The 19,901-nt window shown below is 68.1% G+C and carries 20 protein-coding genes; 5 read left to right on the plus strand and 15 right to left on the minus strand.

Translation table 11 applies throughout. The features are described 5' to 3' along the window. Positions 1 to 21: 21 nt before the first annotated feature. Positions 22 to 456, minus strand: coding sequence for a DUF4399 domain-containing protein (locus tag AC3A56_RS01330; RefSeq protein WP_487769084.1), 435 nt, complete (start codon positions 454 to 456; stop codon positions 22 to 24). 113 nt (positions 457 to 569) lie between these two features. Here AC3A56_RS01330 and AC3A56_RS01335 point away from each other — a divergent pair, with 113 nt between their 5' ends. Beyond that, on the plus strand, positions 570 to 1,730 hold the full coding sequence (locus AC3A56_RS01335; protein WP_056766062.1) for a glycosyltransferase family 4 protein: 1,161 nt from the start codon (positions 570 to 572) through the stop codon (positions 1,728 to 1,730). Continuing rightward, entirely contained in the window at positions 1,699 to 2,262 is a 564-nt protein-coding gene (locus AC3A56_RS01340) for a phosphatase PAP2 family protein (protein WP_056765779.1), read from the plus strand. The genes AC3A56_RS01335 and AC3A56_RS01340 overlap by 32 nt, the downstream gene beginning before the upstream one ends. A 444-nt stretch (positions 2,263 to 2,706) precedes the next feature. Here the strand turns inward: AC3A56_RS01340 and accD are convergent, their stop codons facing one another. The 3 genes from accD to trpB are packed head-to-tail and all read right to left on the minus strand — an operon-like array spanning position 2,707 to position 5,631. After that, positions 2,707 to 3,576 (minus strand): acetyl-CoA carboxylase, carboxyltransferase subunit beta, encoded by an 870-nt coding sequence (gene accD, locus AC3A56_RS01345; protein WP_487769085.1) that lies wholly within the window; start codon positions 3,574 to 3,576, stop codon positions 2,707 to 2,709. 46 nt (positions 3,577 to 3,622) lie between these two features. Continuing rightward, positions 3,623 to 4,423, minus strand: a complete 801-nt coding sequence (gene trpA, locus AC3A56_RS01350; protein ID WP_487769086.1) for a tryptophan synthase subunit alpha — start codon at positions 4,421 to 4,423, stop codon at positions 3,623 to 3,625. Further along, on the minus strand, positions 4,420 to 5,631 hold the full coding sequence (gene trpB / locus AC3A56_RS01355; RefSeq protein WP_056719136.1) for a tryptophan synthase subunit beta: 1,212 nt from the start codon (positions 5,629 to 5,631) through the stop codon (positions 4,420 to 4,422). Before trpB ends, trpA begins: the two co-directional genes overlap by 4 nt. Before the next feature lie 126 nt (positions 5,632 to 5,757). Here trpB and AC3A56_RS01360 point away from each other — a divergent pair, with 126 nt between their 5' ends. Then, positions 5,758 to 6,651 (plus strand): LysR family transcriptional regulator, encoded by an 894-nt coding sequence (locus tag AC3A56_RS01360; protein WP_487769087.1) that lies wholly within the window; start codon positions 5,758 to 5,760, stop codon positions 6,649 to 6,651. Between the two features lie 14 nt (positions 6,652 to 6,665). On the opposite strand, the gene AC3A56_RS01365 is transcribed toward AC3A56_RS01360, so the two are convergent. From AC3A56_RS01365 to prmB, 10 genes are all read right to left on the minus strand, one after another. Then, on the minus strand, positions 6,666 to 7,670 hold the full coding sequence (locus AC3A56_RS01365; RefSeq protein ID WP_487769088.1) for a cupin-like domain-containing protein: 1,005 nt from the start codon (positions 7,668 to 7,670) through the stop codon (positions 6,666 to 6,668). A 5-nt stretch (positions 7,671 to 7,675) separates the two neighbouring features. Then, entirely contained in the window at positions 7,676 to 8,299 is a 624-nt protein-coding gene (locus AC3A56_RS01370) for a phosphoribosylanthranilate isomerase (RefSeq protein WP_056718728.1), read from the minus strand. Beyond that, positions 8,296 to 9,066 carry a tRNA pseudouridine(38-40) synthase TruA gene (gene truA, locus AC3A56_RS01375; protein WP_487769089.1) on the minus strand — a complete coding sequence of 257 codons (771 nt, stop codon included), beginning with the start codon at positions 9,064 to 9,066 and terminating at the stop codon, positions 8,296 to 8,298. Before truA ends, AC3A56_RS01370 begins: the two co-directional genes overlap by 4 nt. 101 nt (positions 9,067 to 9,167) lie before the next feature. Then, positions 9,168 to 11,498, minus strand: a complete 2,331-nt coding sequence (locus AC3A56_RS01380) for a motility hub landmark protein FimV (RefSeq protein ID WP_487769090.1) — start codon at positions 11,496 to 11,498, stop codon at positions 9,168 to 9,170. A gap of 171 nt (positions 11,499 to 11,669) precedes the next feature. Then, positions 11,670 to 11,966 (minus strand): hypothetical protein, encoded by a 297-nt coding sequence (locus tag AC3A56_RS01385; protein ID WP_487769091.1) that lies wholly within the window; start codon positions 11,964 to 11,966, stop codon positions 11,670 to 11,672. Position 11,967: 1 nt separating this feature from the next. Next, positions 11,968 to 12,999, minus strand: a complete 1,032-nt coding sequence (locus AC3A56_RS01390; protein ID WP_487769092.1) for an aspartate-semialdehyde dehydrogenase — start codon at positions 12,997 to 12,999, stop codon at positions 11,968 to 11,970. Positions 13,000 to 13,036: 37 nt separating this feature from the next. After that, entirely contained in the window at positions 13,037 to 14,026 is a 990-nt protein-coding gene (locus AC3A56_RS01395) for a 2-hydroxyacid dehydrogenase (RefSeq protein WP_487769093.1), read from the minus strand. 30 nt (positions 14,027 to 14,056) lie between these two features. Further along, the gene (gene aroC, locus AC3A56_RS01400; protein ID WP_487769094.1) at positions 14,057 to 15,145 is read right to left on the minus strand and encodes a chorismate synthase; all 1,089 of its coding nucleotides are present in this window, start codon (positions 15,143 to 15,145) and stop codon (positions 14,057 to 14,059) included. Positions 15,146 to 15,179: 34 nt separating this feature from the next. Further along, entirely contained in the window at positions 15,180 to 15,734 is a 555-nt protein-coding gene (locus AC3A56_RS01405) for a GNAT family N-acetyltransferase (RefSeq protein WP_056718721.1), read from the minus strand. A 3-nt stretch (positions 15,735 to 15,737) separates the two neighbouring features. Continuing rightward, positions 15,738 to 16,697, minus strand: coding sequence for a ribosomal protein L3 N(5)-glutamine methyltransferase (gene prmB, locus AC3A56_RS01410; protein WP_487769095.1), 960 nt, complete (start codon positions 16,695 to 16,697; stop codon positions 15,738 to 15,740). Between the two features lie 169 nt (positions 16,698 to 16,866). Between prmB and asd the strand changes: the two genes are divergently transcribed. Both asd and AC3A56_RS01420 read left to right on the plus strand, forming a co-directional pair. Next, positions 16,867 to 17,712 (plus strand): archaetidylserine decarboxylase, encoded by an 846-nt coding sequence (gene asd / locus AC3A56_RS01415; RefSeq protein WP_056765752.1) that lies wholly within the window; start codon positions 16,867 to 16,869, stop codon positions 17,710 to 17,712. A gap of 177 nt (positions 17,713 to 17,889) precedes the next feature. After that, positions 17,890 to 18,327 carry a hypothetical protein gene (locus AC3A56_RS01420; RefSeq protein ID WP_056718718.1) on the plus strand — a complete coding sequence of 146 codons (438 nt, stop codon included), beginning with the start codon at positions 17,890 to 17,892 and terminating at the stop codon, positions 18,325 to 18,327. Between the two features lie 35 nt (positions 18,328 to 18,362). On the opposite strand, the gene AC3A56_RS01425 is transcribed toward AC3A56_RS01420, so the two are convergent. After that, entirely contained in the window at positions 18,363 to 19,844 is a 1,482-nt protein-coding gene (locus AC3A56_RS01425; protein WP_487769096.1) for a lytic transglycosylase domain-containing protein, read from the minus strand. Positions 19,845 to 19,901: the final 57 nt, after the last annotated feature.

A 19,901-nucleotide genomic window follows, 5' to 3' on the forward strand; every position in this document is an offset into this window, starting at 1 on the left:
GCGACACCCGTCCGCGCCTGATCACTTAACGTGGATGGTGATCTTCTTCGACACCAGCGCCGGCTCGAATGGCACGTGATGCTGGTCGCCCAGCTCCAGTTGCAGCGTATGCGTTCCCGGGGCGAGCTTCAGCGTAGTCTGGGTCTGACCACCACCGAAGTGGATGTGGTTCGCGTCGGCCGGGATCGGCTGGCCCGCGGCGGGCAGATCCTTCACGTCGACCAGCAGATGGTGGTGGCCGGCGTGCTCCTTGCCGATGCCGGCCGGTGCCACGCCCATGCCCTTCAGGCCGAACCGCACGGTGACTTCCTGACCCACGGTGGCGCCATCGCCGGGCGAGATGATGTAGACCTCCGCACCGGCCGGCGCGGCCGTGGTGGGCAGGCCGGGAGCCTCGGCGGCGATCGCGGTGGCGGTCAGTCCCGTCAGCGCCAGGGCAAGCAGGATGCGTTTCATCGTCGGTCTCCAGCGGAAGAAAACAGGCTTCAGTGTAAGCGCCACGTCATGCGTCCGCCATGCCGTCGCAACGCCACGCGGCGATGCTGCGGCAAACCGGCACGGACATGGTCATGCGCATCGGGATTGTCAGTGAGACCTATCCACCCGAGATCAACGGTGTCGCGCTGACCGTGCATGGCTTCGCCAGCGGTCTCGCCGCCCGCGGACATGAGATCCAGCTGGTGCGGCCGCGCCAGCCACAACCATCCCGCGCTGAACCCGGCATCGACATGATCGAGCTGCGCGGCGCCTCCCTGCCCCGCTATCCGGGCTTGCGCTTCGGCTGGCCGGCCGGACGTGCGTTGCAGCGGCAATGGACATGGCAACGGCCCGACGTGGTCTATGTCGCCACCGAAGGTCCGCTTGGCTGGTCGGCGGCATGTGCCGCCAGGCAACTGGATATTCCGCTGTGCAGTGGTTTCCACACCCGCTTCGATCACTACGCCAGCCACTACGGCGTGGGCTTGCTCGCGCCGCTGCTGCGCGGCTACCTGCGCCGCTTTCACCTGCGCACCGCCACCACGCTGGTGCCGACCGACACACTCGCACGGGAGTTGCGCACCATGGGCATCACCAACGCACGCGTGCTGCGCCGCGCCGTGGACACGCAGCTCTTCCATCCGGGTCGGCGCGACGACGCCTTGCGCGCCAGCTGGGGCGTCGACGCCGCCACACCCGTGGTGCTTTACGTGGGACGCATCGCTGCGGAAAAGAATCTCGGGCTGGCGATCGAGGCCTTCGGCGCGATCCGCCAGCGACAGCCGCAGGCGCGCTATGTCTGGGTCGGCGATGGTCCCGCGCGGGCCGCACTGCAGGCGGCGCACCCGGACTTCATCTTCGCCGGGATGCAGCGCGGTGAGGCGCTGGCACGTCACGTGGCCAGCGCCGACCTGTTTCCGTTCCCCAGCCTCAGCGAAACCTTCGGCAACGTGATCATCGAGGCTCTCGCCGCCGGCCTGCCGGTGGTTGCCTATGCGCAAGGCGCGGCGCGCGAACATCTCGACCACGGCATCAACGGCTATGGCATCGAATCCGGCGATGCGCAGGGTTTCATCGATGCCACGGTGCGGCTCGCCGGCAACCCCGCCCTGATCCGCCACATGGGCCGCGCTGCCCGCGCCAGCGTGGCCGGACTTTCACCGGAAGCGGTGATTCGCGATTTCGAAACCCTGCTGCGCGAGATGGCCGAGGAGAACCTGCATGAGCACGCCGCCGTCACTGCCCACTTCTGATCTCCTGCCCGGGCCGCGTTTCGCACTGGATGGCCGCGTCTGCGTAATCGCCAACCACTGGGGCGGACGGCGCATGGTGGGCATGCTCTTCGGCATCGTCAGCCGGCTCGGCGACGGCGTGTTCTGGTACACGCTGATGCTTGCACTGGCCATGCTTGGTGGTCAGCGCGGCCTGTCCGCGGCCTTGCACATGGCACTCACCGGCCTGACGGCCCTGCTGCTGTACCGCGTGCTCAAGCGCTGGACCCGGCGACCCCGCCCCTACCGCGCCTGCCCCGGCGTCATCGCCCGCATGCCGCCGCTGGATGAATTCAGTTTCCCTTCCGGGCACACCATGCAGGCCGCGGGCTTCACCGTGGTGGCACTCGCCTGGTATCCGCAGCTGGCACCCTTGCTGCTGGGCTTCACCACGCTGGTGGGAGTTTCGCGAGTGGTCCTGGGGCTGCACTATCCCAGTGACGTGCTCGCCGCCATCGCGCTTGGCGGCGGCGTGGGTGGCGCATCGATCTGGCTGTGGCCGATGACGATCTGAGCCGGCTCGCTGTGCAGCTTCTGCGCACGCCGTAGCGAGTTCCTTTGTGCTCAGACAGATAGCCTACTTGTCCACAGGCTTTACCCGGCACGCTCCACAATCGCTGTGGAGAACTTCGCGCGACCGCTCAAGAAATCGACAAAGTGAGCCAAGTGTCTGCCGGCAAAAGGCGAACGACGATTGTCCACAGGCTTGTACAGAAGACACCCACACCAGCTGTGGAAAACTTGGCGTCGCACGCATGCGGCGAACGCGCGAAACCGGTCACCGCGATCTGGACAGTTCGTGACCAGCGCGTAGCAAGTCACTGATCGGCAAGTGGGGAATCGCGCTTGTCCACAGGGTTTGCCGCAACACTTCCACAACCGCTGTGGAAAACCCTGCGGCGGATACGACGATGCCGCCTGCAGGCGGCATCGCTCATGATCAACCGAATGCCTCGACTCAGGCGGCGCGATCGGCCCGGGTCAGGATGCCGAACAGGTCGGCCAGCTTGTCGCGCATCTCGCGGCGGTCGACGATCATGTCGATCGCGCCGTGGTCGAGCAGGAACTCCGAACGCTGGAAACCTTCCGGCAGGGTCTCGCGCACGGTCTGCTCGATTACCCGCGGACCGGCGAAACCGATCAGCGCCTTCGGCTCGCCGATGTTGATGTCACCGAGCATCGCCAGGCTGGCGGAGACGCCGCCGGTGGTGGGGTTGGTCAGCACGCTGATGTAGGGCACGCCGGCATCGCGCAGGCGCGCCAGTGCCGCCGAGGTCTTGGCCATCTGCATCAGCGAGAACAGCGCTTCCTGCATGCGCGCGCCGCCGGTGGCGGAGAAGCACACCAGGGCGCTCTTGTCGGCCAGCGCACGCTCGGCGGCGCGGGCGAATTTCTCGCCCACCACCGAACCCATCGAGCCACCCATGTAGGCGAACTCGAAGGCCACCGCCATCAACGGCCGGCCCTTGAGCTTGCCGCTCATGGCGACCATCGCATCCTTCTCGCCGATCTTCTTCTGGGTCGAGGTGATGCGGTCGCGGTACTTCTTGGAGTCGCGGAATTTCAGCGGATCGGTGGGCTCGAGGCTGGCCCACAGTTCCTGCGCCGAGCCGTCGTCGAGCAGCGCGTCCAGCCGCATCCGCGCGCTGATGTAGTGGTGATGGCCGCACTTGGGGCACACCATCAGGTTGCGCTCCAGTTCCGGCTTGTACAGCACGGTGCCGCAACCACCGCACTTCTCCCACACACCCTCGGGCACCGAACCCTTGCCGCCGTTGGTTCCCTGCGGACGGGTCCGCGGGTTCATGATCTTCTGCAGCCAATTCATCGCAACACCTCAAACGTTCCTGACCCGAAACGGCCAGGCGACCGTTTCAGTGTGCATCCAGCGCCGCACGGATCGGCTGCAGGAAACCTTGCGCACGGGCGGTGATTTCCGCCGCGTCGGTGGCACCCGACAACCGCTCGACCAGCGCACTGCCGATCACCACCGCATCGGCGAAACCGGCAATCGCCTTCGCGCTTGCCGCATCGCGGATGCCGAAGCCCACCGCCACCGGCGCCTTCGCCCGGGTGCGGATGTCCGCCACGCGTGTGGCGATATCGCCGGTGCTCAAGTGTGCCGCACCGGTGATGCCGGCGAACGAGACATAGTACAGGAAACCCTCGGCCGAACCGCACAGCTGCGCCATACGCGAGGGTGCGGTGGTGGGCGCGGCCAGCAGGATCTGCTGCAATCCGGCGTCGCGCAGCGGCTGCAGCACGGCCGATTCCTCCAGCGGGCAATCGACCAGCAGCACGCCATCGACGCCGGCCGCCACGGCCTCCTGCGCGAAGCGCGCGTAGCCATGGATCTCGACCGGATTCAGATAGCCCATCAGCACGATCGGCGTGTCTGCATCGCGGCGGCGAAACTCGCCGACCCAACCCAGCACTTCCTTCAGTCCGACCCCTTGGGCGATCGCCCGCTCGCTGGCGTGCTGGATCACCGGACCGTCGGCCATCGGATCGGAGAACGGCACGCCCAGTTCGATCAGGTCGGCGCCGGCATCGACCAGCGCATGCATCAGGGCAACCATGTGCCCGGGCGCGGGATCACCGGCGGTGACGAACGGGATCAGCCCGGTGCGGCCGGCGGCCTTGAGTTTGGCGAAGCGGCGATCGATGCGGCTCATACCTCGACTCCTTCGCGCGCGGCGATCGTGTGCACGTCCTTGTCGCCGCGACCGGAGAGGTTGCACAGCACGATGCCGTCCTTCGGCAGCTCGCGCGCCAGCTTCATCGCCTGGGCGACCGCATGGCTGGACTCCAGCGCTGCCAGGATGCCTTCGGTGCGGGCCAGCAGGTGGAATGCCTCCATCGCTTCGTCGTCCGTCACGCCGACATACTCGGCGCGCCCGGCGTCCTTCAGGAACGCGTGCTCCGGGCCAACGCCCGGATAGTCGAGTCCGGCCGAGATCGAGTGCGTCTCGGTGATCTGGCCGTTGTCGTCACACAGCACATAGGTGCGGTTGCCGTGCAGCACGCCGGGGCGACCCGCAGCCAGCGAAGCGGCGTGATGACCGGTGGCGATGCCCTCGCCTGCCGCCTCGGCGCCGACGATGCGCACGCCGGCGTCGTTGAGGAAGGCGTGGAACAGGCCGATCGCATTCGAGCCGCCGCCCACACAGGCGGTGAGCACGTCGGGCAGGCGGCCGTACTGCGCCAGCACCTGGGCCCGCGCCTCGCGGCCCACGATGGCGTTGAAGTCGCGCACCATCTTCGGATACGGATGCGGGCCGGCCACCGTGCCGATGATGTAGAAGGTGTCGGCCACGTTGGTGACCCAGTCGCGCATCGCCTCGTTCAAAGCGTCCTTCAGCGTCTTCGAACCGGACGTCACCGGCACCACCTCGGCGCCCAGCAGCTTCATCCGGTAGACGTTGATCTTCTGCCGCTCGATGTCCACCGCGCCCATGTAGACCACGCACTGCATGCCCAGGCGCGCGGCCACGGTGGCGCTGGCCACGCCGTGCTGGCCAGCCCCGGTCTCGGCGATGATCCGCCGCTTGCCCATGTGCCGGGCCACCAGCGCCTGGCCGACGGTGTTGTTGATCTTGTGCGCGCCGGTGTGGTTCAGGTCCTCGCGCTTGAGCAGGATGCGTGCTCCCCCGACATGCTGCGACAGCCGCTCGGCGTGATAGACCGGACTGGGCCGCCCCACGTAGTGCTGCAGGTCGCGGTCCAGTTCGGCGAGGAAGCCCGCATCCTGGCGCAGGCGCTCGTAGGCCTCGGCCAGCTCGGCCAGCGGCGCCATCAGCGTCTCGGCGACATAACTGCCACCGTAGTCGCCGAAGCGACCGTGCTCGTCGGGCCAGCGGTGGTAGTCCTGGATCGGGGGCATGGCGGGATTCCTGTGCGAAAAACTGAAGATCCCGATCATCGGATCGGGAATGTCCTGCAGATTATCGCAGTCGTGACTGCGCGGAAAAGCGATAAGATCGCCTCCATACCTCAGGAAAACTCAATCATGTCAGGGCGCGAACTGCCACCGTTGAATGCCTTGCGCGCCTTCGAGGCGGTGGCGCGACTGCACAGCGTGGGCCGGGCCGCGGCGGAACTGCACGTCACCCATGGCGCGGTCAGCCGGCAACTGCGCCTGCTCGACGAAGCGCTGGGCCGACCGCTGTTTTCACGCCAGGGCCGTGGACTGGTGCTGACCGCTGCGGGCGAACAACTACACGCCGGCGCCGGCCTCGCCTTCGAGCAATTGCGCGACAGCTGGGCCGCCCTGCGCGAGCACAACGCGCAGGCGCCGTTCGTGCTCGGTTGCGCCAGCAGCCTGCTGGCGCGCTGGCTGATCCCGCGGCTGGATCGGCTGGCGCACGACCTGCCCGGGTTGCGACTGCATCTGTCGGCACAGGAGTCATCGCCGACGGCGGAACTGGGCAGGCTGGACGCCTTGCTGCTGTTGTCGGCGCCGCCCTGGCCCGCAGGCTGGCAGGTCGACACGCTGGCGCCGGAACGGATCGGCCCGGTGGTCAGCCCGCGCTACGGCGGCTGGCCGCGACTGCAGGGGCAGCCGCCCGGCTGCCTGCTCGACGAGCCGGTATTGCACACCACCTCGCGTCCGCAGGCCTGGCCGGACTGGCTGCGTGGCATGGATCTGCCGCCCCCGCGCCCGCCCGGCGGCGCGGGTTTTCCGCACCTCTACCATCTGCTGGAAGCGGCCATCGCCGGGCTGGGCGTGGCGATCGCACCAGCGCCGCTGGTGGCCGACGATCTGGCGACCGGGCGCCTGCTGGCGCCGTGGGGATTCCAGCCCACCACGGGCCACTGGATCCTGGCCACGCCGCAGCGCTCCGGCGATCGTCGCGCCGTCGCACTGGCCCGGTGGCTGCGCCAGGAACTGGCCGGCGGCTGAGCCGCGGCGACACGTCACAAATAGCGGCGGATCATCTCTTTCAGCTGCTCGGCCCGCGCTGGCGTCAGCGGCCCCAGCACGCCGCGCGCCGATGCGGGAATGTGTGCTGCGGGGTCTTCTTCTCCGAACACGTAATGCTCAAGCAGCGTGCGCCACGCCGCGCGATCGACCGGGTCCAGCGACTTGAAGCTGAGGATGGCGTGAAGCAGGCCATCCAGTGCCGTCGGCATGGCGCGGCCACGGCCGCTGCCGGGAATCCACCAGTAATTCACCAGCGCGTTGAGCGGCTGCAACGACTCCACGTGGTGCCACCACAGCGGCGGGATGTAGATCGCGTCGCCCGGCTGCAGTTCGGCCACCTGCGCATGGGTCAGCGCGTCGCGCAAGCGCGGGAAACGCGGATCATCGACCTGGTCCAGCCGGGCCATGCTGATCGCCGCACCGGTGGGCGCGAAATCCAGCGGCCCGATGTAGAGGTTGTGCACCTGATCGGTGGGAAACAGGGTAAAGCGCCGACTGCCGCCGACCACGCAGGCGATGTTGGCGTACTCGTCGAAATGCGCCGGGGTGGTGACGCGATTGCCGATCCACAGGCGCGGCTGGATCTGCGGGTCGAGGAAGGCCAGTGCATGGTGTTCGAGAAAACCCGGCAAGCACTCGGCGATCAAGGCACTCTGCAAGGCCAGACCGGGCGGGTCGGGCAGTCGGCTGCAGGCGGCCAGCCGCTGCAGCACCTGGGTGACCGAGACCCGGTGATGCTGATAGTTGAAACCGTCGAAGGCGCTGTTGTAGCCGATCACGCCGCCCTCGGCCGGCGCCATCAGCAAGGCGTCGACGTCACTGCCGTTGTCCCATGCGGCAAGACCTTGCGCGAACGCTGTATCCGATTGCCGCGCCCAGCCCACCAGCGGCCAGTCGCGACACAGTCCGCGGATCACCCGCGGCCGCTCGCCGCCGACCAGATCGTCCAGTTCGAGTGGCTGGCCGCGCTGGCCATATTCCTCGATCGCAGTCGGCATGCGGCCTACTCCGCGTCGACCGCGCGCACCGCGCGAACGAAGGCTTCCAGCCGCGCCGGGTCCTTGATGCCGGGCGCGGATTCCACGCCACTGGCCACGTCCACCGCCCACGGTCGCGCCATGCGCACGGCCTCCGCCACGTTGCCCGGGTCCAGCCCGCCAGCAACGATCAGCGGCTTCTCGCGCACTTCCGCCAGCAGCGACCAGTCGAACGTCTTGCCGCTGCCACCGGCCTCGCCACGGGCATGGCCATCCAGCAGCAGGCCGGCGGCATGCGGGTAATCGTGCCGGCGCGACAGACCGGCAGCGCCCTCGCCCATCGCCAGCGCCTTCAGGAATGGATGGCCAAACTGCGCGCACCAGGGGTCGGTTTCCTCTCCGTGGAACTGCAGCAGCGCTGGCCGCACCTGCTCCAGCACCTGTTCCACCAGGCTCACCTCGTCGTCCATGAACAAGGCCACGGTCGCCACGAAAGGCGGCAGCGACTCGACGATGTCGCGGGCCTGACGCAGGCCGACCTGGCGTCGGCTGCGCGCGGTGAACACCAGCCCGATCGCATCGACACCCAGCCGTGCGGCGAGCACGGCGTCGTCGACCCGGGTCATGCCGCAGCACTTGATCCGGGTCATGGCTGGCTGACCTCGTCCGGCAGATGCCAGTGACGCTCGTAGCGTGGACCGATGAAGGTCAAGCCCGAAGCCGGCGCCGTGGGACCGGCCACCTGGCGGTCACGACCGGCCAGCAGTTCGCCCATCCACTCGACCGGCTGTTCGCCGCGGCCGATCGGCAGCAGCGAGCCGACAATGTTGCGCACCATGTGATGCAGGAAGGCATTCGCCTCGATCTCCACGAACAGCTGTTCGCCCTCGCGCCGCACGCTCACCGCCAGCACGCTTCGCCGCGGGTGCGCCGCCTGGCAGGACAAGGCGCGGAATGCGCTGAAATCATGCTCGCCCAGCAGTGCCTGGGCGGCGGCGTGCATGCGCCCGGCGTCCAGCGGCAGGCGCTCCCAGGTGACATAGCGCGCATCCAGCGCCGCGCGCACTGGCCGGTTCAGCAGGTGATAGCGGTAGCGCCGGCTGCGCGCGGCGTAACGCGCGTGGAAACTGTCCGGCACCGGCTGCGCCCACAGCACGGCCACGCTGTTCGGCAGGTTGGAGCAGCTGCCCAGCACCCAGCCACGCATGTCGCGGCTGGCGTCAGTATCGAAATGCACGACCTGGCAGCGGCCATGCACGCCCGCATCGGTGCGACCGGCGCAGCTGACCTCGACCGGATGCGCGGCCACCATCGACAGCGCGCGCTCCAGCGCGCCCTGCACGCTGACATCCTGCTTCAGCCGCTGCCAGCCGCAGAAGTCGGTGCCGTCGTACTCGATGCCCAGAGCGATACGCATGGATCGTGCAGAACCTGAGGGGGAAACGTCGAAGATTAGCAGGCCAAAACGACATCGGGCCGGCTAGGCCGACCCGACGTCATCCAGACGAAGCAGGAAACTCAGTGCAGGCTGTCCAGCAGCCGCTTGGCCACGTCACGCTGCATCTGGCTGCCTTCCTTCATCACTTCGCCCAACATGGCGCGGGCGCCTTCGGCGTCGCCCATGTCGACATAGGCACGCGCCAGGTCGAGCTTGGTGTCCACCGGATCGTCGTTGAATTCGCCCAGATCCTGGCCATCGTCGTGGCTCGCCGGGGCACGCTCGGCCTCATCGAAATTCCAGTCCGAAGCCGGTTCCGCCGGCGCCGCGGGAGTGCGGGGCGCCACCACCGTGACGTCTTCTGCCGCCGCTTCCGGGCGCGCCGGCGGCGCTGCGGCGGGATGGGTCAGATCGAAGTTGAAGTTGTACTCGCTGACCTTCTTCGGGCCGGCGCCTGGCAGCGGCGGCATCGAGGACACCACCGTGGGCGCGTCGCTCTCGTCGGCGTAGTCGTCGATGTTGAACTCGCCGCGTGCGTCGGCCTCGTCGTGCGCGGCGGACGCTTCGTGGTGATCGAACAGCGGATGACCGGGCACCAGGTCCTCGCCCATGTGCAGCACGTCCTGCCACTCGTCCTGCTGCGGATCGGTGATGTGGGCGTGCATCGCCTCGGCGGCGGCTTCGAAATGATCGACGTCGCGGCGCGAGTAATACAGCGTGACCAGTTCCAGGTGCAGGCCGATGTCATCCGGATGCTCGGCCAGCTGGTCGAGCAACTCTTCCTGGTCGACGTCGTCGCCCAGCAGATCCTGGTCGGCAGCGCCGGGCACGGATCCGAAACGGTCGGCCAGCGATGTGGACGACTTGGCTGCCGCGGCAGCCGGCTTGCGGCGACGGCCCAGCATCGCCAGCAGGATCAGCAGCACGATCGCGCCGGCACCGGCAGCCCACGCCCAGGTCTGCATGTACCACGGCTGCTCCTCGACCGGCGCGGGAGCCGGCGCGACCGGCTTGGTCACTGCCGGCTTGACCGGTTCGACCGGCTTGATTGCAGCCGAGTCCGCCAGAGGTGTGGTCACCGTGGTGGCGGAGGAAACCGGGGCACTGGCCGCGGTGGATGCCAGCGCGGGCGTGTTTGCTGCAGCCGGCGTCATGGCCGTGCTGGCATGGGCCGCCTCAAGCTCGGTCTTCGCAACCGGCGCGGGCACGGCGGGTGCCGGAGCAGCCGTCACCCTGGCCGCACTGGCGGCAACCGCCGGCATGCCGGCGCTCTTCCTCGCGGCGGCCAGCTTGGCCTGCAGCTCGGCGATCTCGTTGTCCTTCAGCGACAGCAGTCGTTCGTTCTTGCTGTTGATGTCGCCCAGGTCCTTCAGCCGGGTCTTCAGGTCCGTACTCTGCTGCTGCAGGCTGGCCAGGCTTTCCTGGCTCCGCAGCAGATCCTGGCGGAGGCTGGCGGTGGACTTGTCGCTCGAGCCCGCGCCCTGGGTTCCGGCACCACTGCCCTGCCTGGCCGGCACCAGTGCGAGCCGGTCGCCGTTGCCGGCAGCGCCGGTGGAGGCACTGGAGGTCGACCCGCTGGTGGCGGCATCGGCCACGATGGTGGGCTTGCCCGGCACGCCGGCGCGCCAGTCGCTGTTCTGGCGACGGACTTCGGCGGCAGCGGCGGCGATGGACATCGCCTGCGCCTCGGCCGAGGTCGGCACGCGCAGCACCACGCCACTCTTCAATGCATTGATGTTGTCGCGGTAGAACGCGTCAGGGTTGGCCTGCTTGAGCGCCAGCATCATCTGCTGCACGTCGACCCCGGACGGAGCCACGTTGCGCGCGATGCCGGACAGGGTCTGGCCGCGCTCGACCGGACCGAGCTGGCCGTTGCTGGCCACCGGCGCGGCCGGCCTTGTCACGGGGGCCGGCGCGGTCGCCTTCGGCGCTGCGGCGACGGGTGCGGCAGCTGCCTTCGGGTGCGACGCAGGGCGGACGGGCGCGGGAGTCGCCGCCACCGGGGCCTTCGCGGCGGCATTCGGCGGGTCGAGCAGGATCGCGTACTCGCGCACGCTCTTGCCCGCCTTGCCGTTCACCTCAAGCAGCAGGTCGAGGAAGGGGTCATCCACCGGCGTACTGCTGGTGATGCGGATCACCGGATGGGCGCCGCCGGCGTTGGCCACGCTGAAGTGCAGCGGGATCGAGGTGCGTCCGCCCACGATGCCGGCGCGTGCGAATTCCTCGCTGGAAGCCAGCTGGACACTGAGATTCTGCAGCTCCGCCGGATTGTCCGAATGCAGCGGGATCTCAGCCAGCAGCGGTTGGCCCAGCGCCGACTTGACCTGGATCTGACCCAGATCCATGGCCATCACCTGGCTGGTGCCCAGCGCCAGCGCGATCAGCACCGACAATTTCAACGAACGATTCATGCGTGTTCCCCCGAACGATCCTGACGCAACTCTCTAGGTTGGCGTTGCCGCGATTGACGACCACGACCCCAATCGAGGTGCCACTTTAGTTACATGAAGGCCAATCAACAATAGGCGCGACGAATACTTGCGATACATTGCTGCGGTGTGTTCTCACCCCGGCATCGCCTTTCAATGCTGCCCGCCGGACTGGCCGGATTGCAATTCCTGCAGCTGCTTCTGCAGCTCGGCGATCGTCTTGTCCTGCTCCTGCAGGCGCTCGCCAGCCCGTTTGCTGTCCGATTCCCGGCGCTGCACGTCGCGTTTCAGGCGCTTGACCTCGGCCTCGCTGCGCGCCACCTTCCGCTGCGCGCTGGCCCCGTCCCGGGCGGCAGCAGCGGCTCCCGGCTGCGCCTGCGCCGGGGCTGTCGCCCAGGCTGCCCCCGCCGACACAAAACAAGCCAATGCAAATACCTGGATCAAACGCATTTCAGAGATAGTCCTCGATCAACAACTCGGCGATCTGTACCGCATTGAGCGCCGCGCCCTTGCGGATATTGTCCGACACGATCCACAGGTCCAGCCCGCGGTCGTGCGAGATGTCTTCGCGCACCCGTCCCACGAAGACCCCGTCCGCACCGGCCGCCTCGCCTACCGGGGTCGGATAGCCACCCGGCTTGCGCTCGTCCACCAGCACCACACCCGGCGCCTGGCGCAGCAGTTCGCGGGCCTGCTCGGCAGTGATCTTTTCGCTGGTCTCGATGTGCACGGCCTCGGAATGGCCATAGAACACCGGTACCCGCACCGCGGTCGGATTCACCTGGATCGACTCGTCCTCCAGGATCTTGCGGGTCTCCCACACCAGCTTCATTTCCTCCTTGGTGTAGCCGTTGGGCTGGAAGTCGTCGATCTGCGGGATGACATTGAACGCGATCTGGGCCGGGAATTTCTTGCCCGGCTCCACGCTTTGGAAGTTCAGCAGGGCCGCGGTTTCCCGCCCCAGTTCCTCCATCCCGCTGCGGCCGGCGCCGGAAACCGACTGGTAGGTGGCCACGTTGATCCGCTCGATCTGCGCCGCGCGATGGATCGGCGCCAGCGCCACCAGCATCTGCATGGTCGAGCAGTTCGGGTTGGCGATGATGCCGCGACTGGTGTACTGGGCGATCGCATGCGGGTTGACCTCGCTGATCACCAGCGGGATGTCGTCCTGGTAGCGGAACTCGGAGGTGTTGTCGATCACCACCGCACCGGCTGCCGCCGCCCGCGGCGCGTGTTCGCGGCTGACCGAGCCGCCCGCGGAGAAGAACGCGATGTCGACGCCTTCGAAATCGTAGGTGTCCAGCAACTGCACGGTGATATCCCGGCCCGCGAAGCTGACCTTGCCGCCGGCCGAACGCTCGCTGGCCAGCGCCACCAGCTCGCTGACCGGGAAATCGCGCTCGGCGAGGATCGCCAGCACGGTCTCGCCGACCGCACCGGTGGCGCCGACCATGGCGACCTTGTAACTGCTCTTCTGACTCATGGGGTGGCTTGCTCTCGGAATAGGAAGACCGTGCCGCTCACAGCACGTTCGGGTTGAGGATATTGGGCGGACGCCCGGCCTGCGAACCGTGGCCGAACATCGCCAGCACATTGTCCACCGCCACCGAGGTCATCGCGCGGCGGGTTTCGGTGGTGGCGCTGGCGATATGCGGGCTGAGCACCACGTTGTCGAGCGTGAGCAGGCCCGGATGAACCTTCGGCTCGCCCTCGAAAACATCCAGCGCCGCACCGGCCAGGCGGCGTTCGCGCAACGCCGTGGCCAGCGCCGCGTCGTCGACGATGCCGCCGCGGGCGATATTGATCAGCATCGCGGTCGGCTTCATCTGGGCCAGTTCGGCGGCGCCCACGGCATGGCGGGTCTGCGTGGTCAGCGGCAGCGCCAGCACCAGGAAGTCGGATTCGCGCAGCAGTGGCTGCTTGTCGACATGACGCGCGTTGCAGCCCCGCTCGTCCGCCTCGGGCAGGGGCGTGCGGTTGTGGTAGATCACCGGCATGCCGAACCCGAGTGCGCGCCGCGCGATCGCCTGCCCGATGCGACCCATGCCCAGGATGCCCAGCGTGCGCCCGCGCACGTCGGTGCCAAGCCAGGCCTTGAATTCGGTGGCCTGCCAGTGTCCGGCGCGCAGCCAGCGCTCGGCGGCGCCCATCCGGCGCGCGGCGCCCAACAGCAAGGCCCAGGTGTAGTCGGCCACGCTTTCGTTGAGCACGTCGGCGGTGTTCGACACCGCGATGCCGGCGGCGCTCATGGCGTCCAGGTCGATGTTGTCGTAGCCCACGCCCAGGTTGGCCACGATGCGCAGGCGCTCCGCCGCGCCGATCTCGGCCGCGCCGATGCGATCCTTGAGCCCGACGATCACCGCGTCCTGGCCGGCCAGCCGAGCCGCAAGTTCCGACTGGCTGAACTTGCGCTCCTCCGCCTCGACGGTCACCTGGAAATGCGGCTCCAGCCGGGCAATGATCCCCGGAAAGGTGGGCCGGGAAACCCAGACGCGCGGCTTGTCGGTCATCGGCGTGATTCCGGATGCTGCGGTTGAAGGTCAGGCGATGCGCGGCGCGACCGCACCCACGTCGCCGCATTGCGCCCGGTGGCGCAACGCGTGGTCCATCAGCACCAGCGCCATCATCGCTTCGGCGATGGGCGTGGCGCGGATGCCGACGCAGGGATCGTGCCGCCCCTTGGTGACCACGTCCACCGGCTCGCCGGCCAGGTTCAGGCTGTGGCCGGGAATCAGGATGCTGGAGGTGGGTTTCAGCACGATCGAGGCGGTGACCGGCTGACCGCTGCTGATGCCGCCGAGAATACCGCCGGCATGATTGGACGTAAAGCCGTCCAAATGCATCTCGTCGCGATGCTCGCTGCCGCGCTGGGCGACGGCGGCGAAACCGTCGCCGATCTCCACGCCCTTGACCGCGTTGATCGACATCAGCGCACTGGCCAGGTCGCCGTCGAGCTTGCCGTAGATCGGTTCGCCCCAGCCCGGCGGCACGCCATCGGCGACCACGTTGACGCGGGCACCCACCGAATCGCCGGACTTGCGCAGCGCGTTGATGTAGTCCTCCAGCGCCGGCACTTGGGTCGCATCCGGCCAGAAGAACGGGTTCTGCTCCACCGCATCCCAGTCGAAGGCGGCGGGCCGGATCTCGCCGATCTGCGCCAGGTGGCCGCGCACGCGCACGCCATGACGCTCGGCCAGCCACTTCTTGGCGATCACCGCGGCGGCCACCCGCATGGTGGTCTCGCGGGCCGAGGACCGCCCACCGCCGCGGGGGTCGCGGATGCCGTATTTCTGCCAGTAGGTGTAGTCGGCATGACCGGGGCGGAAGGTCTGTTCGATCTCGCCGTAGTCCTTGCTGCGCTGGTCGGTGTTGCGAATCAGCAGCGCGATCGGCGTGCCGGTGGTCTTGCCCTGGTACACGCCGGAAAGAATCTCCACCTCGTCCGCCTCGTGCCGCTGCGAGGTGTAGCGGCTGCGGCCGGTGGCGCGGCGATCGAGGTCGGTGCGAAATTCGTCAGCGCCGATCGCCAGCCCCGGCGGGCAGCCGTCGATCACGCAGCCGATCGCCGGCCCGTGGCTCTCGCCGAAGGTGGTGACGGTTAACAGTTTGCCGAACGCGTTGCTGGACACGGGGTTTGGACGTCCACAGGGAAACCGGCACAGCTTAACCGTGATGGGCCTCGCCTGCCTGCTGCGCGCGCCACTCGTGGTCGAGCATGGCGAAAATCACGTCATCGACCCATTCGCCCCTGAACCAGAGGCTTTCGCGATGATGCGCCTCCTGGCGCATGCCCAGCGCCCGCAGCATGACCATGCTGGCCAGATTGCGCGGATCGACCGAGGCATGGACGCGATGGCGGCCAAGCTCGCCGAAGACGAAGGCCAGCAGCGCCCGCACGGCCTCGCTGGCGTAGCCAAGCCCCTGGCAGGCCGGGGCAAGGCTGACGCCGAACTCGACCGAATCCCGCGGATCCTCGGGCAGGCACACGCCCAGGTCGCCGACCAGGGCGCCGTCTTCGCGCAAGCGGATCGCGCTCTGGAACCAGCCATGCGCAGGCGACGCCGGCTGCGCCGCGATGAACTCGCCGGCCGCGGCGAGATCGGCCGGGCACCAGCCTTGATAAAGCGCCACCCGCGGATCGGCGCGGCAGGCAAACAGGGCTTGCGCGTCGGCTGGTCGCAGCGCATCGATCCGCAGTCGCGCGGTGACCAGCTCCATCGTTCAGCCCGGGCGGCGCGCGGCAGCCGCGGCCTTGATCGCGTCGGCATGCTCGACGAGATCGCGCCGCTCCAGCGCGAACACGCCCATCTGGCCGACCTTGAACTCGATCCAGATGAACGGCACTTCGGGCAGCAGCGCGGCCAGCGCATGCTCGCTCTCGCCCACCTCGACGATCAGCAGGCCGTCCTCGGTGAGGTAGTCGGCCGCCTCGTCCAGCATGCGCAGGCACAGGTCCAGGCCGTCGATGCCGGAGGTGAGGCCCAGCTTCGGCTCGTGCGCGTATTCGCCCGGCAGCGCGGCGTACTCATCCTCGGTGACATAAGGCGGATTGGACACGATCAGGTCGTATTGACGCCCCGCCACGCCCGCGAACAGGTCGGAGCGGATCGCCTCGACCCGGTCCTCGACGTGCTGGAACACGATGTTCTCGCGCGCCAGCGACAGCGCCTCGTCGCTGATGTCGACGATGTCGACCCGCCACTCAGGGTTGTACTCGGCCATCGCGATGCCGATGCAGCCCGAGCCGGTGCACAGGTCCAGGGCCCGCTCGATGTGGCGCTCATCCAGCCATGGCGCGAAGCCCGACTCGATCAGTTCGGCGATCGGCGAACGCGGCACCAGGGCGCGGCGGTCGCTCTTGAACTTCAGCCCGGCGAACCAGGTTTCGCCGACCAGGTAGGCCACCGGCAGGCGCTCGCCCACGCGACGCTCGATCAGCGCCAGCACGTTCGCCCGCTCCTCGGCCGTGAGCCGACCCGCGCCGTAGGCAGGCGGGATGTCCGGCGGCAGATGCAGGCTGGCCAGCACCAGGTGGGTGGCCTCGTCGATCGGGTTGTCGTGGCTGTGGCCGAAGGTCAGCCCGGCGGCTGAAAAGCGACTGGCGCCATAACGGATGAAGTCGATGATGGTGGCAAGTTCGGCGGTCACGGCGATCCATGGGTGCGGCGAGGGGCCGGGCATTATACGGCCAGGAGCGGGGCCGGCTGGCCCTCGGTTCGGCAGTAACCTCAACCGTTCGCCCGGGGCGTGGCGCAGCGGAGTCGAGGGGCATCACCACGAGTGGCCGGTCGTTCCACCTGCAAACCTGCGCCCGGGGTGAACGGCGCCGGTATCCCTCTATACTGGGCGGATGACTTTCAAAGTATTCCTCCAGTACGCCCTGCCCCACCGCTTCCTGTCGCGCCTGGTCTACTGGGCCACGCGCTGGACCTTCGCGCCGTGGAAGAACTGGCTGATCACCACCATCGTGCGCAATTACCAGGTGAACATGGCCGAGGCGGCGCAGCCCGACCCACTGGCCTACCAGCACTTCAATGCGTTCTTCACCCGCAAGCTGCGCCCGGATGCACGCCGGGCCGACGCCGATCCGGCCGCCCTGGTCTCGCCTGCCGACGGCCGCATCAGCCAGTCCGGCGCCATCGTCGAGGGGCGCATCTTCCAGGCCAAGGGGCAGGAATACACCGCCGCCGAACTGCTCGGCGGCGACGAGGCCGCGGCCGCACCTTTCCACAACGGCCGCTTCGTCACCGTCTACCTGTCGCCCCGCGACTACCACCGGGTGCACATGCCACTGCAGGGCACGCTGCGCGAAACCGTGCACGTGCCTGGCCGGATCTTCAGCGTGGCACCGTTCGCGGTGGCCGCAATCCCCCGCCTGTTCGCCCGCAACGAGCGGCTGGTCTGCCACTTCGATGGCGAGCACGGGCCGTTCGTGGTGGTGATGGTGGGCGCGATCCTGGTCTCGTCGGTGGCCACCGTGTGGGACGGCCTGGTGATTCCGCCCTACGCCTCGTCGATCAGGCGCAAGTCCTTCGCCGGCCAGAACATCACCCTGGAGCGCTTCGCCGAGATGGCGCGCTTCAACATGGGCTCCACCGTGATCATGCTGTTGCCCGAAGGCATGGCCGAGCTGGATCCGCTCGCGCCGCAGCAGGCGGTGCAGGTCGGTCAGCGGCTGGGCCACCGCCCGGGCTGAAGCAGCCCCGCTGGCAGAGAGTCGACCCCGCCGGAAAGTCGCCGGCGCGGCCGGCCGACCTGACGCGACACGTCAGTATGTGACGTCCTGCGCGCAATTGACCGGTTTGACCCGCTACACTCCGCGTCGGAGTCGTGCGCAGGGGGCACGGTTGAATTCAAGCGCCGAGGGGATCTCATGCAAATATTGACGCCATTCCTTGTGATGATGCGCGCGCGCCAGCTTGGCCGCCAATTCCGCGACATCGAACGCATTGTCCGGGCGCTGCCCAAGCGCAGCCATGAGCGCCTCAGCACCCTCACCCTGCGCGAAATCGGCCAGGCGTCACGCAGCGATTTCCCGCACCTGCACGGCACCGCCCCCGAAGCGCGCTACCTGCCCTGGGGCCAGGGCACCGAAGCCGGCTACGAGCGCGCCCGTTCGGGCAATGCCGAAGTGGCGATGCGCGGCATCGCGCTGTGGCTGGCCGTGGCCTACCACGAGACCAAGAACTCGCCCCACGCGAGCCTGCAGCCGCAGTACCGCCAGCTGATGCAGCTGCTGCGCGAACTGAAGGAAGCGCAGAGCCAGGGCAACACGGTCGACAGCTGGATGCAGCAGACCGCCGTCGCCTGACCCGCCGTCGCCTGAGCGGCTGCCGGTCGCGCCGCTCAGCGGCAGACCGGCAACTTCAGCTGCTGACCGATGCGCAGATGCTGGTGGCGGATGCCATTCATCTCGGCAATCTCCTGCACGCTCGAACACTGCAGCTTGCGCACGATGCTGATCAGCGTATCGCCGCGGCGCACCCGATAGTTCTTCGTGCCCCGGCTCTTCGCCGGCGCCTTGGCCACGGGTGTGGCGACCACCGGGATGACCGCCTTGTGCAGGTCGCTGGCCAGGATCGGCCACGGACCCTCGACACAACGCGAGGCGTAGGACCGCTCCAGGACTTTCGGCAACTGCAACACGGTGCCGGCCGGCTGGTTCACCTGAGGATCGAGCCGGGGGTTGAGGTTGCGCAGCGTGCGGAACCAGCCGTCGCTCATGCCGCCCGCCGAACCGAGGCAGACGGTCAGCTCCGACAGCGACGCAGGCCGCTTCAGGGTGATCGTGCCGGGCACGACGTCGAGTCGGGGGAAGCGCAGGTTGTAGCTGTCCGGATGCTGGAACAGCCAGGCCGCGGCCAGCACCGCGGGCACGTAATCGCGGGTCTCCTGCGACAGGTCGTTGTAGATCCGCGGATCGTAGAAACTCACCGAGGTGTCGTCGCCGACCAGCCGCCGGATGCGGCCTTCGCCGCCGTTGTAGGCAGCGATGGTCAGTTCGAGGTTGTCGTTGAAAATCCGCAGCTGCTCGTTCATGTACTCGGCATTGGCACGCGCCGAGGCCGCCGGATCGAAGCGGGTGTCGAAGCCGTCGTCGCTGACCAGGCCGAAGCGCATGCCGGTGGCGTACATGAACTGCAACGGGCCTGCCGCACCCGAACGCGAGACCGCGTGGACCTTGCCGCCGGATTCCTTGGCCATGATGCCGAACAGCAGCGCCTCGGGCAGGTCCGCCTTCTCGTAGGCCGGCCACATCTGGTAGCGCATGTATTGATAGTTGACGTACGCGTCCATCAATTGCGGCCGCCACTGGGTCAGCCACATCTCCAGCGCGGCCTTGACCGGGCCGTTCATCGCGATCAGCTGCGAAAGCTTCTGGCCATGCAGCAAGGTCACGCTGCGCTGAGCCTGCGGCAGGCTGGCCGCGCCGGTCTTGCCGGCAATGGCCTGCGCCGCCTGCGCGGGATCGACGTCGCTGTCCAGGTCCTGCGCGCCGCCGAAATCGCCGTCTTTAAGGCGCAGCAGGTGATCAAAGGTCGAGAAGAAGCGCTGCGGATCACAGCCTGCAGTATTCCCGCAGCGCGCCGATGCATCCTTCAGGCGATCCAGCGACCGGGTCAGGGTCGCCTGCGAGGCCTGCAGGTCGCCCTCGCGCGATTGCTGCAAGGCGGTTTCGTAACCCTTGCTGGCGACGTCGAGTTCGCCATACAGCGCACCGACCTGGGCCGAAGGTTTTGCCGGGCCGCTGGCACAGGCACCGAGAAGACTGGCCGCCACGGCGATCGACGCCAGGCGGATGGAACGCATCACCGAACACGACAACATCAGAAACACCACCCCCGGAAAACGCCCACCATAGCGGGCGCGGGGACTCGACTCAAC

Source organism: Rhodanobacter sp. Soil_C_14 (assembly GCF_057657335.1).